Below are 16,071 nucleotides of genomic sequence, written 5' to 3'. Positions count from 1 at the left end.
GGCAGCTGCGCCGCCGGCCGCCCTGGAGCCTTTATATCCAGCGCCAATCGGGAGGGGCTGACGCGGCCAATCGTACGAAATTCTAACTATAACAATGAGTTGCGTCAGGATTCGGCCGCGATCCGGCGCAAGCCTGTTGAAAACCGCTCCCGCCGGGTCATTCCACGCTGGCGCCGCGGTGCAGGTCGGCCTCGATCTGCAACCGGGTCCCGCCGCCGAAGCGGGCGCGATAGACCTGCAGGTTCTCCATGATGCGCTGGACGTAGTTCCGCGTCTCCGAGAACGGAATCAGCTCGACCCAGTCGACCGCGTCGACCTTGGGATCGCGCGGGTCGCCGTAGCGCTCGATCCACTTCTTCACGCTGCCGCGGCCGGCATTGTAGGCGGCGAAGGTCAGGATGTAGGAGCCGCGATAGTCCTCAAGCAGGCCGCCGAGCTCGGCGGCGCCAAGCGTCGCGTTGTAGACCGGGTCGGTCTTCATCCGGTTGAGGTCGAAGCCGATGCCGGCGCGCTTGCAGACGTAACGTCCGGCGTCGGGCGTCACCTGCATCAGGCCGTAGGCCTGGGCCGGCGACACCACGGCCGGATTGAACGCGCTCTCCTGGCGCGCAATCGCGTAGACGACGCTCTGCTCGACCTCCGGCCCGACCTGGCGGAACGACGGAATGCCGTTGACCGGATAGGCGTAGTGGTCGAACGGCAGTCCGCGGTTGAGCGCGGACTTGCCCATCAGCAGCATGCCGCGTGCGTCGCCGTTGCGTGCGGTCAGCTCGCCGAGGCCGGCCAGCGCTTCCGGATCGCCATTGTCGCCGAGGTCGCCGTAGATCGGGATCGCGAGCTCGCGCGCGTCGATCTCGTACAGCAGCGCCACTGCGCGTACGATCTCCAGCCGATCGGCGCCGCGGCCGCGCGGCGCGCTGTTCAGCTCGATCTGCGGCAGGCCGAGTTTTGCGCGCGCCAGCTGTCCGTAGTAGCTGGTGGATTGTTCGGCCGCGCGTGCATAGGCGGCGCGAGCCTCCTGGCCGCGGCCGGCGGCTTCCGCGGCGCGGCCCTGCCAATAGCCGGCACGCGCCAGCGCGGTCGGGTTGGCGCTGCCGACGCCGATCCGCGCGAAATGCTGGGCGGCGAGGGCGGGATCGTTGAGGAAGCGCAGCGCGATCCAGCCGGCGGTGAATTCCTGCTCGGTCTTGTAGATGTCGCGGGCCGGCAGCGCCGCATCGCGCGCGATCAGATAGGCGGTGCGAAACTCGTTGGTGTCGATCATCTTGCGCGCCAGCAGCCGGCGCTCGATCCACCATTCGTCGACATTGTAGAGGCGGGAGGCCTCCTTCGGCGCACTCAGCATCAGCCGCGCAGCCTCAGCGAATTTCTCCTCGCGGCGAAGCAACTGAATCTTCGCGAACAGGTAGCCGGTGTCGCCGGAGAGTTCGTCCGGCACCGCTTCCAGCAGTGCGCGGAGGTTCGAGCCCTTGCGGGTGGCGGCGATGCGGGCCTTGGCGAGCGCCACGTAACCGGAGCCGAGCCGCTTGGCCTCGCGCATGCCGGCAGCCTCGTTGTCGGTGCCGTAGAGCATGGTGTCCATGCGCGCCTTGTGGTCGCCGGCGGTGAGGAACGAGCCGAACAGATCGAGCGCGGTGGTTTCGGTATCCTCGCTCATCCCGTCGTTGCGCCAGGCCTCGCGGACCAGGCGCTCGGCATTGCCGCGGTCGCCGCGGCCGATCATCACCTTGGCGAGCGCGAGCCGGCCCTTGGCCGAAACCGGTGATTCATTCTGGAACCAGGCCCAGACCGCGGAATCGTCGCGACGATCATCCCACAGCGAGGCCTCGATGCGGCGGCGCAGGAAGGTCTGCGAGGGCCAGCTCGGATTGGCGTCGAGGAAGCTGCGGTAGCGCTCGACCGAGGCGCCATTGTCCTCGCTGCGCAGGATCAGCCATTCGGCAAGTTTGCGCGCGACCGGATCGGAGATCGAGGCCTCGGCCTCGGTGGCGTCGGAAGGCCTGCGCTTGCGCAGCAGCTCGACGACGTTGGCGAGCGCGTCCTTGTCTGACTGCGACGTCGACGATGTCGCGGCCACCGCCGCAGGCACCACTGGCTTGCGCACGACAGGGGCGGCATGCTGGCGGGTCGCGGGAACCAGCGCGGGGGCGGCGACGCTGGCGGGCGCCGGTTTCTTTGGCAGACTTCCCGTCGAAGCGGGCGAGGCGGTCTTGGGCGCGGTGGTCTTGTGCGTGTCGGTCTTTGACCCCGTGCTCTTGGAATCGGTGGTCTTGGGATGAACGGTCTTGGCGTCCGTCTTGGCTGCGCCGGACTTGGAAGCAGTTGTCTTCGCGGCGTCGGTCTTTGCGGAGTCGCTCTTGGTTGCGGCTGGCTTTGAAGCAGCCGCCTTGGGAGCGTCGGCATTGGGAGCAGCCGCCTTGGGAGCGGCAGACTTCGGTGCCGCGGCTTTGGGAGTGGCGGCCTTGGGAGTCGCGGCTTTGGGAGCGGCGTTGTCGGCAGCCGGCTGTGTTGCTGGCGTATCCGTGGTGGCCCATGCATCGGCCGTGACAGCGGTAAGGCCGACAACGAGCGCGAGGCTCGTCGCCAGCGCCGTCGATCGCAAAGTGCCTGCGCGGGCGGAACGGATCACGAAAGTCCTCTGCGGCCTCGAATCATCTGGTCGTTCGGGCCATGGGTTTCTTACATGGGTTTCTTATTTGATTGAAAACGTAGACAAAATACTAAGAAGTCTGCCGGTGCGGTTGTTTGCGCCAGCACCACGGCAAAATCGCGGCTGGAACCGGCTGGGAATAGGTACGGTGCGGCCCTTTCGCCTGTCGGCCAGACCCGATATGAATTGCCTTTCGTGGCGTTTCGCATCGAGCGGTGCCGGTCACACGGACGCGAAGCGCGCCAACAAGAACGGTCCGTCGACCTAGCCTATAGCCTGAAGCGTTTGGAGGAAGTCCATGGCAGCCAAGACAAAATTCCGGGGGTCATTCACTGCCTTGGTGACGCCCTTCAAGAACGGCGCGGTGGACGAGGCGGCCTTCCGCAGCCTCGTGAACTGGCAGATCGCCGAGGGCACGCACGGCCTGGTGCCGGTCGGCACGACAGGCGAGAGCCCGACGCTCAGCCATGACGAGCACAAGCGGGTGGTCGAGTGGTGCATCGAGGAGGCCAAGGGACGGGTGCCCGTGATCGCCGGCGCCGGCTCGAATTCGACCAAGGAAGCGATCGAGCTCGCCGAGCACGCGGAGAAGGCAGGGGCCAACGCGGTGCTGGTCGTGACTCCGTACTACAACAAGCCGACCCAGGAAGGCATGTACCAGCACTTCAAGGCGATCAACGATGCGATCGGCATTCCGATCATCATCTACAACATCCCGCCGCGCTCGGTGATCGACATGTCGGTCGACACCATGAAGCGGCTGTTCGAGCTGAAGAACATCGCCGGCGTCAAGGATGCGACCGCGAGCATGGTGCGGGTCTCGCAGCAGCGCGCCGCGATGGGCGAGGACTTCAACCAGCTGTCCGGCGAGGACGCGACCATCATCGGCTACATGGCGCATGGCGGCCATGGCTGCATCTCGGTGACCTCGAACGTCGCGCCGCGGCTGTGCTCGGAATTCCAGACCGCCTGGCAGAAGGGCGACGTCACCACGGCGCTGAAGATCCATGACAAGCTGATGCCGCTGCACACCAATCTGTTCATCGAGAGCAACCCGGCGCCGGTGAAGTATGCGATGTCGCTGCTCGGCAAGCTGGACGAGAAGCTGCGCCTGCCGATGGTGCCGGTCACCGAAGCGACCCGTACTGCTGTCCGCAGCGCCATGGTGCATGCCGGCCTGATCAACTGAGCCGGACCGGACCTGCCGTGAACAATGCCGTGCGCAATGTCGAAGAGAAGGGGGTGGGCATGCTGAAGGAATTCCGCGAATTCGCCATGAAGGGCAATGTCGTCGACCTCGCCGTCGGCGTCATCATCGGCGCAGCCTTCGGCGCGATCGTCACCTCGCTGGTCGGCGACATCATCATGCCGATCATCGGCGCGATCACGGGCGGGCTCGATTTCTCCAACTATTTCACCGGACTTTCCAAGGCGGTCAACGCGACCAACCTGGCCGACGCCAAGAAGCAGGGGGCGGTGCTGGCCTGGGGCAACTTCCTGACGTTGACGCTCAACTTCCTGATCATCGCCTTCGTGCTGTTCCTGGTCATCCGTGCCATGAACCAGTTCAAGCGCAAGGATGAGGCCAAGGCCGCCGAGCCGCCGAAGCCGTCCGACGAGGTCGTGCTGCTGACGGAAATCCGCGACCTCCTCAAGAAGGGCTAAAGTGGCCGACAAGAACGAACGTCCGATCAAGGTTGTCGCCGAAAACCGAAAGGCCCGCTTCAACTACGCCATCGAGGATACGATCGAGGCCGGCATCTCGCTGACCGGCACCGAGGTGAAATCGATCCGCAGCGGCAAGAGCACGATCGCGGAATCCTATGCGGATTCCAAGAACGGCGAGATATGGCTCATCAACGCCAATATCCCCGAGTATCTGCAGGCCAACCGCTTCAACCACGAGCCGAAGCGGCCGCGCAAGCTGCTGCTGCATCGCAAGCAGATCAACAAGCTGCTCGGCGCTGTCGACCGCGAGGGCATGACGCTCATTCCGCTGAAGCTGTACTTCAACGAGCGCGGCCGTGCCAAACTGCTGCTCGCGATCGCCAAGGGCAAGAAGCTGCACGACAAGCGCGAGTCCGAGAAGAAGCGCGACTGGGGCCGCGAGAAGGGCCGCCTGATGCGGGCGCGAGGATAGAATTCAAGCCGTCATTGCGAGGAGCGAAGCGACGAAGCAATCCATCCATCCACTGCGGCGCTATGGATTGCTTCGCTAAGTTTATCATCGGGCGCGCGTTGGCGCGACCCGTTGGCTCGCAATGACGACCCACGGAGATTTGGGCGATGAGCCAGAGCAGCCTGACCGATGTCGACTGGAGCAAGATCCCACCGCCCACGGACGACGGCGGCGCGGCGCATCTGACCGGCATGACGATCCGGCCGGTGACCTTGCGCGCCACCAACGACACGTCGGTCACGTTGTCGGCGCTCGAGGGCCGCACCGTGGTGTTCGCCTATCCACGAACCGGCGAGCCCGGCAAGATCGGGCTGGTCGATGATTGGGACATGATCCCCGGCGCCCGCGGCTGTACGCCGCAAACCTGCGCGTTCCGTGACCTGTTCGCCGAGCTCAAGGCGTCCGGGGCCGCCCAGGTGTTCGGGCTGTCGACCCAAAGCAATGCGTACCAGACCGAAATGGCGTCACGCCTGCACCTGCCGTTCCCGGTGCTGTCCGACGAAGCGCTGGAACTGACGAAGGCCTTGAGGTTACCGACCATGTCGGTTGCCGGGCTGACGCTGATCAAGCGGCTCGCACTTGTGATCGACGACGCTCGCATCACGCAGGTATTCTATCCGGTGTTTCCGCCGGATCGGAACGCCGACGATGTGCTGGGGTGGCTCAGGGAACATCCGGTCAAGTAGATGTCGGGAACGCCGGTGATCGACGAGTACATCGCCGGGTTTGGCTCGTCTGCGCTCGGAGAATTCGCCGAGAGCATGCCGTGGGAGTTGACGCTCGGCGCGGTTGGAATTGTCGAGCGTCTGCTGGGTGGCTTGCGTGACGGTTACGCGATCGCCGATGGTGTTGCCGTGCATTGTACGTCAACGATCGAGGGTGGTGCCGTCGTCAAGGGGCCGGCCATCGTTGGGCCAGGTTGCTTCATTGCCGCAGGCGCGTACGTCCGCGGCGGCTGCTGGTTGGAGGCCAATTGCATTCTTGGGCCTGGAGCCGAGCTGAAGTCCTCATTCGTCTTCACAGGCTCAAAGCTCGCTCATTTCAACTTCGTTGGAGACAGCCTTCTCGGCAGCGGGGTCAATCTTGAGGCAGGATCGATCATCGCCAACTACCGAAACGAATTGGTCAGGCCGATGATTTCGTTCTTCCACAAGGGCACACGGCTTGAGACGGGAGTCGAAAAGTTTGGCGCCCTCGTTGGCGACCGAACAAGGATCGGCGCTAACGCGGTTGTCGCGCCGGGCGCAATCCTGGCGCCCGCAACGGTTGTGAAGCGCCTGTCGCTGATCGATCAGGCGGTCGGCGAGGGCTGATCCCTAACCGAGGTCCTTCCGCACGGTCGCGAAGACCTTGCGGAACATGTCGGTCGTCAACACGCCCGTGTTCGTGTTGTAACGCGAGCAGTGATAGCTGTCGTAGAGCTTAAAGGTGCCAGCGCTATGCACTGCACCGTGCACAAAGGGCGCCGCAGCCAGCCGGATGGCCAGCGCCTTCAACGTCGATTCGTGGGCGATTCGCCCGAGCAGCACGATCGCGCGCAGCTTCGGCATCGTGGCGATGGTGGCGCTCAGGAATTGCCGGCAGGTGTTGATCTCGGCCGGCAGCGGCTTGTTCTGCGGCGGCACGCAACGCACCGCGTTGCTGATCCGGCTGTCGACCAGCTTGAGGCCGTCGTCCGGGCGCGCCTGATAGACGCCGCTGGCGAAGCCATATTCGAGCAGGGTCGCGTAGAGCAGATCACCGGCATAGTCGCCGGTGAAGGGACGGCCGGTGCGGTTGGCGCCCTGCATGCCCGGCGCGAGCCCGACGATCAACAGCCGCGCATTTGGGTCGCCGAAAGACTCCACCGGCGAGTTGAACCAGTCCGGGTGGAGGGCCCGCGCTTGTGCGCGGAAGTCGGCCAGCCTGACACAGAGCTGACAGTTGCTGTCGGGGCGCGTAGGTGCGGCGACGAGGTTACTCGTCGAAATCGTCATCGGCTCCCCGTGGGGCCATTGTGGTGGTCGCGCGCTGCAGGAATTGCGGGGAGTGGTGACGCGGTTCGCGCGGGGCCGGACGTTCGGACGGATCGCGGCCGAGCTTGGATTGCAGCTCGACGAGGTCGGTGAAGACGTCGGCCTGGCGACGCAGCTCGTCGGCGATCATCGGCGGCTGGCTGGCAATGGTGGAGATGACGGTGACGCGGACGCCGCGGCGCTGCACCGCCTCGACCAGGGAACGGAAGTCGCCATCGCCGGAAAACAGGATCATCTGGTCGATGTGTTCGGCGAGTTCCATGGCATCGACCGCGAGCTCGATGTCCATATTGCCCTTCACCTTGCGGCGGCCACTGGCGTCGATGAATTCCTTGGTGGCCTTGGTGACGACGGTGTAGCCGTTGTAGTCGAGCCAGTCGATCAGCGGACGGATCGACGAATACTCCTGATCCTCAATGATCGCCGTGTAGTAGAACGCCCGCAGCAGAGTGCCCCGACTCTGGAATTCCTTGAGGAGGCGCTTGTAGTCGATGTCGAAGCCCAGCGTCTTTGCGGTTGCGTACAGATTGGCTCCGTCGATGAAGAGCGCGATCTTGTTGGAAACAGGTGACGACATCAAAGTGTTCTCGCGTGGTTGTTAGTGTTTTTAGCGCAGCGGCGAACGACCGCGCGCAATTTCCTGCGTTGCTGCCTAAAGTTCTGTGAATCTTTCCCCACGACAGTCACCACCGCAATTATGGTGAGGCGAGGGCAAAAAGCCTAGACCTTTGACATTGCAATGAAGAGATTTACTTGTCTGGGACAGCAACCTAGCCATGTCGTCAGACGCTCCGGCCCTTCTGGCCCCGGCAGACCGGGTTATCAGAGCCTGTTGGGAAGGCAAATCACAAATTTTACCTTGCGAAACCGGGGCTAGCCCTATAACTAACCCTCATAACCAACATGTTCGGTCCCTTTTACCACGGAGCGCCTCGAGATGGCTCGCGTCACCGTCGAAGATTGCATTGATAAGGTCGACAATCGTTTCGACCTCGTCCTGTTGGCTGCGCATCGCGCCCGGATGATCTCGTCGGGCTCGCAACTCACGGTTGATCGCGACAACGACAAGAACCCGGTGGTCTCGCTGCGGGAGATCGCCGATTCGACGATCTCGCCGGAAGACCTGAAAGAGGAACTCGTGCACTCGCTGCAGAAGTTCGTCGAGGTCGACGAGCCCGAGCCCGACACCGTGCCGCTGATCGGTTCCGCCGGTGCCAGCGTTGATGCAGACGATACCGAGGTCGCGGTCGAGCGGATGACTGAGGAAGAGCTGCTGAAGGGCCTCGAAGGCCTGGCGCCCCCGGAAGAGCAGCCCGAGGAAGACGAATAAGCTCCTCGTTTCGGATTGATTTGAAAAAGGCCCGGACATTGCTCCGGGCCTTTGCTTTTGTTGACAATTTCGCTGTTACGGTGCGTCCTATACGGGCGCGGGAAATTGAACGGTTCCAAGGCCCGCGCAGGGTGCTGCTTCATTCGAAAGCGCACTAGATTGAGCAAGGTGGGACGTTCTGGTCCCGCGGGAGAGGCATCGCGTTCATGGCGTATCGACGCCGCAGTTCCATCCAGATGCAGGCTGCAACCGAAACGGTCGCGGTGGCGCCGACGTCGTCCGCGGCGGAGCGGCCGGCCAAGCCGCGGACGCGCATGATGCGACAATATGACCTTGTCGAGCGCGTCCGCTCCTATAACCCCGATACCAACGAGGACCTGCTCAACCGCGCCTATGTCTACGCCATGAAAGCGCACGGCACGCAGACCCGTGCCTCCGGCGATCCCTATTTCTCGCATCCGCTCGAGGTCGCCGCGATCCTCACCAACCTCAAGCTCGACGATGCCACGATCGTCGCGGCCCTGCTGCACGACACGATCGAGGACACCGAGGCGACGCGCGCCGAGATCGACCATGTCTTCGGCCACGAGATCGGGGCGCTGGTCGAAGGCCTGACCAAGCTGAAGCGGCTGGAGCTGGTGTCGCGCGAGGCCAAGCAGGCCGAGAATCTGCGCAAGCTGTTGCTGGCGATTGCTGACGACGTCCGCGTGTTGCTGATCAAGCTCGCCGACCGCCTGCACAACATGCGCACGCTGGAATTCGTGCCGCCGGCCTCGCGCCGCCGCATCGCCGACGAGACGCTGGACATCTATGCGCCGCTCGCCGGCCGCATGGGTATGCAGGAGATGCGCGAGGAGCTCGAGGACCTGTCCTTCTTCGTGCTCGATCCCGAGGCCTATGCCGTGGTCAAGCAGCGGCTCGACGCGCTGGCCGAGCGCAACCGCAATTTGATCGGCGAGATCGAAAGCCAGCTCTCCAAGAACCTCCAGAAGAACGGCATCACCGCGCGGGTGTTCGGTCGCCGCAAGCAGCCGTTTTCGATCTGGACCAAGATGGAGCGCAAGTCGGTCGGCTTCGAGCAACTGTCCGACATCTACGGCTTCCGCGTCATCCTCGACGATGTCGGTGCCTGCTACCGCGCGCTCGGCATCGTCCACACCACCTGGCCGGTGGTGCCGGGCCGCTTCAAGGACTACATCTCGACGCCGAAGCAGAACGACTACCGCTCGATCCACACCACCGTGATCGGTCCGGGCAAGCAGCGCGTCGAGCTGCAGATCCGCACCGAGGAGATGAACCAGATCGCCGAGTTCGGCATCGCCGCGCACGCCTTCTACAAGGAAGGGGCGGGCTCGCCGCACGAGCGGATGAAGCACGAGTCCAACGCCTTCGCTTGGCTGCGCCACACCATCGGCATCCTTTCGGAAAGCGCCAACCCGGAAGAGTTTCTGGAGCACACCAAGCTCGAGCTTTTCCACGACCAGGTGTTCTGCTTCACGCCGAAGGGCAAGCTGATCGCGCTGCCGCGCAACGCCAATGTGATCGATTTCGCCTATGCCGTGCACACCGGTGTCGGCAACAGCGCGGTCGGCTGCAAGATCAATGGCAAGTTCGCGCCGCTGTCCTCCGAGCTGCAGAATGGTGACGAGGTCGAGGTGCTGACCTCGAAGGCGCAGTCGGCGCCGCCGTCGGCCTGGGAAGCGCTCGCCCGCACCGGCAAGGCGCGCGCCGCGATCCGGCGTGCCACCCGTGATGCCGTACGCGACCAGTATGCCGGCCTCGGCCGCCGCATCGTCGACCGCCTGTTTGCCCGCGCCAAGATCGAATATGCCGACGACAAGCTGAAGGGCGCATTGCCGCGGCTCGCGCGGACCTCGATCGAGGACGTGATGGCCTCGGTCGGGCGCGGCGAGATCAAGGCTTCCGATGTCGCGCGCGCGATGTATCCCGACTACAAGGAAGAGCGCCTGGTGCGCTATGGCGCCAAGAAGGGGCTCGCCGCCAAGCTGAAGACGCAGACCCCGCCGCATCCGGCGCGCGCCACCTCGGTGATCCCGGTGCGCGGCATCAATTCCGACCTGCCGGTGAAATTCGCGCCGAACGGCGGTGCCGTGCCGGGCGACAGGATCGTCGGCATCGTGACGCCGGGCGAGGGGATCACGATCTATCCGATCCAGTCGCCGGCGCTGAAGGATTTCGAGGAGGAGCCGGAGCGCTGGCTCGACGTGCGCTGGGACATCGACGAGACCATGCCGCAGCGGTTCCCGGCGCGCATCCTGGTCCACAATGTCAACGAGCCCGGCAGCCTCGCCCAGATCGCCACCGTGATCGCCGAGCACGACGGCAATATCGACAACATCCACATGTCGCGCCAGTCGCCGGATTTTACGGAGCTGACCATCGATCTTGAGGTCTATGACCTCAAGCATCTCCTCGCTATCATCGCGCAGTTGCGCGCCAAGGCCGTCGTCGCAAAGGTCGAGCGCGTCAATGGTTGAATATGGATGCGCGGGGCATAGGCGAGCGGAAGCGACGCCGTCCTCCGGACGGCTATGCCCGCGCATCACGAGTTAGATTTGCAGGTCCAAGAAATGTCAAAAGCTCCTCCGCTGCGCCTCGGTATCAATGTCGATCACGTCGCGACCTTGCGCAATGCGCGCGGCGGGGCGCGGCCCGATCCGGTGCGGCTGGCGCTCGCCGCGATCGAAGCCGGCGCCGACGGCATCACCGCGCATTTGCGCGAGGATCGCCGTCACATCCGCGACGAGGACATGGCACGGCTCAAGGCCGAGATCTCCAAGCCGCTGAATTTCGAGATGGCGGCGACCGACGACATGCTGCGGATTTCGCTCGCCACCAAGCCCCACGCCGTCTGCCTGGTGCCGGAGCGGCGCCAGGAACTCACCACCGAAGGTGGCCTCGACGTGGTCGGCCAGCACAATGCGCTGGCGCCGTTCATCGCGCGGCTCAATGATGCCGGCATCCGGGTCTCGCTGTTCATCGCCGCCGATCCAAGGCAGATCGAGATGGCGGCGAAGCTGAAGGCACCCGTGATCGAGATCCATACCGGCGGCTGGTGCGACGCCGTGGTCGACGGCCACGCCGACAAGGCGGAGGCCGAATGGAAGCGCATCGTCGATGGCGCCAAGCTCGCGCAGGCGGCCGGGCTCGAGGTCCATGCCGGCCATGGGCTCGACTATGAGACCGCGGAGACGATTTCCGCGCTGCCCGAGATTCGCGAGCTGAACATCGGTTACTTCATGATGGGCGAGGCGCTGTTCGTCGGCATCGCCGGGACGGTGCGCGAGATGCGCGCGGCGATGGACCGCGGCCGCGCCAGGGCGCAAGGCGCAGTCGGCGCATGATCATCGGCATCGGCTCCGACCTGATCGATATCACGCGGGTCGCGAAGGTGATCGAGCGCCATGGCGAGCGATTCCTCGATCGCATCTTCACCGATGCCGAGCGCGCCAAGGCGATGCGCCGGGCCAACAATGAGAAGATGGTGGTGGCGACCTACGCCAAGCGCTTCGCCGCCAAGGAGGCCTGCTCCAAGGCGCTCGGCACCGGTATCCGGCGCGGGGTGTGGTGGAAGGACATGGGGGTGGTGAACCTGCCGGGAGGGCGGCCGTCGATGCGGCTGACCGGCGGGGCGCTGGCCCGGCTCCAGGAAATGACGCCCGAGGGCATGCAGGCGCAGATCGACCTTTCGATCACAGACGATTGGCCGCTGGCGCAGGCCTTCGTCATAATTTCGGCGGTTGCTCCGGCCAGATGAGCGCAGGGCGCCGGAATCGGCCGGAAAACTTCAGCAAACTAAAAAATCATTGACATTTCAATGAATTGCGAAGTTTTGAGGCGGCGATTGATTGCGCCCTTGCGAACAACCGTCTAAAACGCCGCTGGGTATATCGAGCGAGACGCGAATTTCGGGTTTAGGTCGGGATTTGCCCTCAAGATCAGAATCAAGGCCATTTTCCTCACGCGGGGATCGAGCGCTTCGCGTGGAGAGAACGTTCTGCCACCGCGCGGGTATCTGGGCCCGCGGGAATTGGGAAAGCAATGAGCGCGACCACCGGGACCAAATCTGAGAGCGGCTTTGGCGAGACCATCCGCGTCGTCATCCATGCCCTTCTAATCGCGCTCGTCATCCGCACCTTCCTGTTCCAGCCGTTCAACATCCCGTCGGGCTCGATGAAGGCGACGTTGTTGGTGGGCGACTACCTGTTCGTGTCGAAATATTCCTACGGCTATAGCCATTATTCGATCCCGTTCTCGCCGAACATCTTCTCGGGGCGCATCTTCGGCTCGGAGCCGAACCGCGGCGACATCGTGGTGTTTCGCCTGCCGCGCGACGACTCCACCGACTACATCAAGCGCGTCATCGGACTGCCGGGCGACCGGATCGAGGTCAGGAACGGGCTGCTCTACATCAATGATGAGCCGATCAAGCGGGAACGGCTGAGCGACTTCATCGGCGAGGACCCTTGCGGCTCGGCGGATGCCACCGCCCGCGTCAAGCGCTGGAAGGAAACCCTGCCGAACGGCGTCAGCTATGAGGCGCTGGACTGCACCGACAACAGCTACATGGACAACACCATCGTCTACACCGTTCCGCCCGGGCATTTCTTCATGATGGGCGACAACCGCGACAATTCCACCGACAGCCGCTTCCTGTCGCAGGTCGGCTACGTGCCGTTCGAGAACATCATCGGGCGGGCCCAGATGATCTTCTTCTCGATCGCCGAGGGCGAGCAGGCCTGGATGATCTGGCGCTGGCCGTTCGCGGTGCGGTGGAACCGCCTATTCTCCATCGTGCGATGAACGACGACACCGCAGCCATCAACGATCAAGCGCCCGCCGGCGAGCCGAGCCCGACGCCTGCCGCGGATGGCACGGCTGCGCCGAAGAAGCGGCGCAGCAAGGCCGCCAAGGCGGCCGAAGAGAAGGCCGCGATCGCCGGCACCGAGGCGCGCATCGGGTACAATTTCTCGGATCCCGCGCTGCTGACCACCGCGTTCACCCACGTCTCCGCGCTGAAGCCCGCCACCCGCAACCGCGCCGACAGCTACCAGCGGCTGGAATTTCTCGGCGACCACGTGCTCGGCCTGATCGTCTCGGACATGCTGTTCCGGGCGTTCCCGAAGGCCGACGAGGGCGAATTGTCGAAGCGGCTCGCCGACCTCGTGCGCAAGGAGAGCTGCGCCGACGTCGCCAAGTCGCTCGGACTGCTCGAGGACATCAAGCTCGGCATGGTGAAGGCGGTCGAGGGCGCGCGGCTGCGCAAGTCCGTGCTCGGCGACATCTGCGAAGCGGTGATCGGCGCGATCTTTCTCGACGGCGGCTACGAGGCGGCGCGCCAGTTCGTCGAGCGCAACTGGACCGAACGGATGCACAAGCTGCGCCGGCCACTGCGCGATCCCAAGACCGTGCTGCAGGAATGGGCGCAGGGCAAGGGACTGCCGACGCCGGTCTATCGCGAGGTCGAACGCACCGGCCCGCACCACGATCCGCAATTCCGCGTTGCGGTCGACCTGCCGGGACTGGCCTCCGCCGAGGGGCTCGGCGGCAACAAGCGCGCAGCCGAGAAAGCAGCAGCATCCGCCATGATCGAGCGTGAAGGCGTCGGCACCAATGACTGACGAAGCCAAGGGACAGGCGGAGGGGCAGGGGGACGCGACGCGCTGTGGCTTCGTCGCGCTGATCGGTGCGCCCAATGTCGGCAAGTCGACGCTGGTCAATGCGCTGGTGGGCTCCAAGGTCACCATCGTCTCGCGCAAGGTGCAGACCACGCGCGCGCTGATCCGCGGCATCGTGATCGAGGGCAATGCGCAGATCATCCTGGTCGATACGCCCGGCATCTTCGCGCCGCGGCGCCGGCTCGACCGCGCCATGGTGTCGACCGCCTGGAGCGGCGCGCACGACGCCGATCTCGTCTGCGTGCTGCTCGATGCCAAGGCTGGGATCGACGAGGAGGCGCAGGCGATTCTGGCCAAGCTCGAATCCGTCGCGCATCCCAAGATCCTGGTGCTGAACAAGGTCGACCTCGTTCAGCGGGAAAAATTGCTCGCGATGGCGCAGGCCGCCAACGAACGCATGCGCTTCGAGCACACATTCATGATCTCGGCGTTGTCGGGGGATGGCGTCGACGATCTGCGGCGGACGCTGGCGCAGATGGTGCCCGAGGGGCCGTTCCACTACCCCGAAGACCAGATGTCGGACGCGCCGATGCGGCATCTGGCCGCCGAGATCACGCGCGAGAAGATCTACAGCCATCTGCATCAGGAATTGCCGTACCAGTCGACGGTCGAGACCGACAGCTGGACCGACCGCAAGGACAAGTCGATCCGCATCGAGCAGACGATCTATGTCGAGCGCGAGAGCCAACGCAAGATCGTGCTCGGCAAGGGCGGCGCCACTATCAAGTCGATCGGCGCGCAGGCGCGCGCCGAGCTCGCCGAGATCATGGGCGTGCCGGTGCATCTGTTCCTGTTCGTCAAGGTGCGCGAGAACTGGGGCGACGATCCCGACCGCTACCGGGAAATGGGACTGGAATTCCCCAAGGAATAGATCGGCGTTTGAACGTGCCCAGAGCAATGAGCGTGCCCAGAGCAATGAATGTGCCCAGAAACGTGCTGTGGTTTGAGGTGCTGCTCTATCTGTCGCTGACGCTCGACGCGCTGTCGGTGGCGTTCCAGGACCGCACGCCGACCGCCGTGAGGACCGAGCAGATGATCACGGGCGAGACGCTGACGGCAGGGTGCATGATCCTGCTGCTGGTGTATTTCGTCCGGCTCGCCGCGCGGCACCGCAAGAACTGGCCGCGCTGGGCGCTGGCTGCCATGCTGGTGCTGTCGGTGATCTCGCTGGTGCAGGTGATGGGCGAAAGGGGCTTGGAGCTCGACAGCGCCATCGAGGTGGTGTCCTGCATCCTGACCACGGCCGGGCTGTATTATTCCTTCACCGGTGACGCCCAAGGCTGGTTCAACGCGTAAGCCTGCGTAGGGCGGGTTAGCGAAGCGTAACCCGCGGTGTAACTTCCTGGCGATATCGGCGGATTACGCTGCGCTGATCCGCCCCACATGATACTTTTGCAACCATGGAATGGACCGACGAAGGCATCGTGCTGGGGGTGCGGCGGCATGGCGAATCCTCTGCCATCGTCGAGCTGTTGACGCGCCAGCATGGCCGCCATCTCGGCCTGGTGCGCGGCGGCGCCGGCTCGCGGATGCGGCCGCTGCTGCAGCCCGGCAACAGCGTCACCGCGGTGTGGCGGGCGCGGCTCGACGAGCATCTCGGGATGTATGTGCTGGAGGGCACCCGGCTGCGGGCGGCGACGCTGCTGGCCTCGTCGCATGCGGTCTATGGCGTCACGCATCTGGCGGCGCTGGCGCGGCTGTTGCCGGAGCGCGATCCGCATGAAGACATCTACGAGATGCTGCAGGGGACGCTCGACGATTTCGATGACGCCGGCGTTGCCGCCGTGCACCTGATCCGGTTTGAGCTCGCGATGCTGACCGAGCTGGGTTTCGGGCTCGATTTGGAAAACTGCGCGGCCACCGGGGAGACCACCGACCTGGTCTACGTGTCTCCGAAATCCGGCGGCGCCGTGTCCCGCACGGCCGGCGAGCCGTGGCGCGACCGGCTGTTGCCGCTGCCGGCATTCCTGCGCGAAGGCGAAGGCGGCGCCAACAGCTGGTCGGATCAGGACCTGCTCGACGGTTTCCAGGTCACCGGCCTGTTCCTGCTCCGCCACGTGCTGGAGCCGCGCGGCCAGGGCCATTCCGACGCCCGCGACGGATTTATCAACGCCGTGACCCGGCGGCGGAGCCGGACCTCGGTTCCTTAAGCCCGATTCGCAACCTAAATTCGCGGTGATTCGCGGCTTGCCCGATTC

Annotated in this window: 17 protein-coding genes; 14 read left to right on the top strand and 3 right to left on the bottom strand. The window is 64.5% G+C overall.

Annotation, left to right across the window (positions count from 1 at the left end; translation table 11 throughout):
- Window positions 1–157 precede the first annotated feature (157 nt).
- Window positions 158–2,626, bottom strand: coding sequence for a lytic transglycosylase domain-containing protein (locus tag V5279_RS25940; RefSeq protein WP_338701386.1), 2,469 nt, complete (start codon window positions 2,624–2,626; stop codon window positions 158–160).
- Window positions 2,627–2,948: 322 nt separating this feature from the next.
- Here V5279_RS25940 and dapA point away from each other — a divergent pair, with 322 nt between their 5' ends.
- The 5 genes from dapA to V5279_RS25915 all read left to right on the top strand — a co-directional run bounded on the left by dapA (window position 2,949) and on the right by V5279_RS25915 (window position 6,142).
- Window positions 2,949–3,839, top strand: a complete 891-nt coding sequence (gene dapA / locus V5279_RS25935; protein WP_338689278.1) for a 4-hydroxy-tetrahydrodipicolinate synthase — start codon at window positions 2,949–2,951, stop codon at window positions 3,837–3,839.
- Window positions 3,840–3,898: 59 nt separating this feature from the next.
- On the top strand, window positions 3,899–4,315 hold the full coding sequence (gene mscL, locus V5279_RS25930; RefSeq protein WP_166306627.1) for a large conductance mechanosensitive channel protein MscL: 417 nt from the start codon (window positions 3,899–3,901) through the stop codon (window positions 4,313–4,315).
- A gap of 1 nt (window position 4,316) precedes the next feature.
- The gene (smpB, locus tag V5279_RS25925; protein WP_029081099.1) at window positions 4,317–4,790 is read left to right on the top strand and encodes an SsrA-binding protein SmpB; all 474 of its coding nucleotides are present in this window, start codon (window positions 4,317–4,319) and stop codon (window positions 4,788–4,790) included.
- A 146-nt stretch (window positions 4,791–4,936) separates the two neighbouring features.
- The gene (locus V5279_RS25920; protein WP_338689275.1) at window positions 4,937–5,515 is read left to right on the top strand and encodes a peroxiredoxin; all 579 of its coding nucleotides are present in this window, start codon (window positions 4,937–4,939) and stop codon (window positions 5,513–5,515) included.
- A gap of 15 nt (window positions 5,516–5,530) precedes the next feature.
- Entirely contained in the window at window positions 5,531–6,142 is a 612-nt protein-coding gene (locus V5279_RS25915) for an LpxA family transferase (protein WP_224741670.1), read from the top strand.
- A 3-nt stretch (window positions 6,143–6,145) separates the two neighbouring features.
- On the opposite strand, the gene V5279_RS25910 is transcribed toward V5279_RS25915, so the two are convergent.
- The gene (locus tag V5279_RS25910; RefSeq protein WP_166294464.1) at window positions 6,146–6,805 is read right to left on the bottom strand and encodes a uracil-DNA glycosylase; all 660 of its coding nucleotides are present in this window, start codon (window positions 6,803–6,805) and stop codon (window positions 6,146–6,148) included.
- On the bottom strand, window positions 6,786–7,421 hold the full coding sequence (locus V5279_RS25905; protein WP_029081102.1) for an NYN domain-containing protein: 636 nt from the start codon (window positions 7,419–7,421) through the stop codon (window positions 6,786–6,788). Before V5279_RS25905 ends, V5279_RS25910 begins: the two co-directional genes overlap by 20 nt.
- A 360-nt stretch (window positions 7,422–7,781) precedes the next feature.
- On the opposite strand from V5279_RS25905, the gene rpoZ reads away from it, so the two are divergent.
- The 9 genes from rpoZ to recO all read left to right on the top strand — a co-directional run bounded on the left by rpoZ (window position 7,782) and on the right by recO (window position 16,023).
- On the top strand, window positions 7,782–8,174 hold the full coding sequence (rpoZ, locus tag V5279_RS25900) for a DNA-directed RNA polymerase subunit omega (protein WP_016844003.1): 393 nt from the start codon (window positions 7,782–7,784) through the stop codon (window positions 8,172–8,174).
- Between the two features lie 206 nt (window positions 8,175–8,380).
- Complete coding sequence (locus tag V5279_RS25895) at window positions 8,381–10,672, top strand: bifunctional (p)ppGpp synthetase/guanosine-3',5'-bis(diphosphate) 3'-pyrophosphohydrolase (protein ID WP_338689255.1); 2,292 nt, start codon at window positions 8,381–8,383, stop codon at window positions 10,670–10,672.
- Between the two features lie 93 nt (window positions 10,673–10,765).
- A complete protein-coding gene (locus tag V5279_RS25890; RefSeq protein ID WP_338689253.1) occupies window positions 10,766–11,539 on the top strand; it encodes a pyridoxine 5'-phosphate synthase in 774 nt (257 codons plus the stop codon).
- The gene (acpS, locus tag V5279_RS25885; protein WP_338689251.1) at window positions 11,536–11,952 is read left to right on the top strand and encodes a holo-ACP synthase; all 417 of its coding nucleotides are present in this window, start codon (window positions 11,536–11,538) and stop codon (window positions 11,950–11,952) included. The genes V5279_RS25890 and acpS overlap by 4 nt, the downstream gene beginning before the upstream one ends.
- Window positions 11,953–12,236: 284 nt before the next feature.
- Window positions 12,237–12,998 carry a signal peptidase I gene (lepB, locus tag V5279_RS25880; protein ID WP_029081105.1) on the top strand — a complete coding sequence of 254 codons (762 nt, stop codon included), beginning with the start codon at window positions 12,237–12,239 and terminating at the stop codon, window positions 12,996–12,998.
- On the top strand, window positions 12,995–13,816 hold the full coding sequence (gene rnc, locus V5279_RS25875; RefSeq protein WP_338689248.1) for a ribonuclease III: 822 nt from the start codon (window positions 12,995–12,997) through the stop codon (window positions 13,814–13,816). Before lepB ends, rnc begins: the two co-directional genes overlap by 4 nt.
- Entirely contained in the window at window positions 13,809–14,744 is a 936-nt protein-coding gene (gene era / locus V5279_RS25870) for a GTPase Era (RefSeq protein ID WP_338689245.1), read from the top strand. Before rnc ends, era begins: the two co-directional genes overlap by 8 nt.
- A gap of 44 nt (window positions 14,745–14,788) precedes the next feature.
- A complete protein-coding gene (locus tag V5279_RS25865; RefSeq protein WP_166294478.1) occupies window positions 14,789–15,169 on the top strand; it encodes a hypothetical protein in 381 nt (126 codons plus the stop codon).
- A gap of 104 nt (window positions 15,170–15,273) precedes the next feature.
- Window positions 15,274–16,023 carry a DNA repair protein RecO gene (gene recO / locus V5279_RS25860; protein WP_338689242.1) on the top strand — a complete coding sequence of 250 codons (750 nt, stop codon included), beginning with the start codon at window positions 15,274–15,276 and terminating at the stop codon, window positions 16,021–16,023.
- Window positions 16,024–16,071: the final 48 nt, after the last annotated feature.

Source organism: Bradyrhizobium sp. 26S5 (assembly GCF_036923295.1).
GTDB lineage: Bacteria > Pseudomonadota > Alphaproteobacteria > Rhizobiales > Xanthobacteraceae > Bradyrhizobium > Bradyrhizobium septentrionale.
The sequence above is the reverse complement of the archived record's forward strand: the minus strand, read 5'-3'. Positions and strand labels throughout refer to the sequence as shown.

Excerpts from the sequence above, each read along its gene's own strand:
- dapA (WP_338689278.1), top strand. The coding sequence starts at position 2,949 with ATGGCAGCCAAGACAAAATTCCGGGGGTCATTCACTGCCTTGGTGACG.
- V5279_RS25890 (WP_338689253.1), top strand. The coding sequence starts at position 10,766 with ATGTCAAAAGCTCCTCCGCTGCGCCTCGGTATCAATGTCGATCACGTC.
- lepB (WP_029081105.1), top strand. The coding sequence starts at position 12,237 with ATGAGCGCGACCACCGGGACCAAATCTGAGAGCGGCTTTGGCGAGACC.
- era (WP_338689245.1), top strand. The coding sequence starts at position 13,809 with ATGACTGACGAAGCCAAGGGACAGGCGGAGGGGCAGGGGGACGCGACG.
- V5279_RS25895 (WP_338689255.1), top strand. The coding sequence starts at position 8,381 with ATGGCGTATCGACGCCGCAGTTCCATCCAGATGCAGGCTGCAACCGAA.
- V5279_RS25905 (WP_029081102.1), bottom strand. The coding sequence starts at position 7,421 with ATGTCGTCACCTGTTTCCAACAAGATCGCGCTCTTCATCGACGGAGCC.
- rnc (WP_338689248.1), top strand. The coding sequence starts at position 12,995 with ATGAACGACGACACCGCAGCCATCAACGATCAAGCGCCCGCCGGCGAG.
- recO (WP_338689242.1), top strand. The coding sequence starts at position 15,274 with ATGGAATGGACCGACGAAGGCATCGTGCTGGGGGTGCGGCGGCATGGC.
- rpoZ (WP_016844003.1), top strand. The coding sequence starts at position 7,782 with ATGGCTCGCGTCACCGTCGAAGATTGCATTGATAAGGTCGACAATCGT.
- acpS (WP_338689251.1), top strand. The coding sequence starts at position 11,536 with ATGATCATCGGCATCGGCTCCGACCTGATCGATATCACGCGGGTCGCG.
- V5279_RS25920 (WP_338689275.1), top strand. The coding sequence starts at position 4,937 with ATGAGCCAGAGCAGCCTGACCGATGTCGACTGGAGCAAGATCCCACCG.
- V5279_RS25865 (WP_166294478.1), top strand. The coding sequence starts at position 14,789 with ATGAATGTGCCCAGAAACGTGCTGTGGTTTGAGGTGCTGCTCTATCTG.
- V5279_RS25910 (WP_166294464.1), bottom strand. The coding sequence starts at position 6,805 with ATGACGATTTCGACGAGTAACCTCGTCGCCGCACCTACGCGCCCCGAC.
- mscL (WP_166306627.1), top strand. The coding sequence starts at position 3,899 with ATGCTGAAGGAATTCCGCGAATTCGCCATGAAGGGCAATGTCGTCGAC.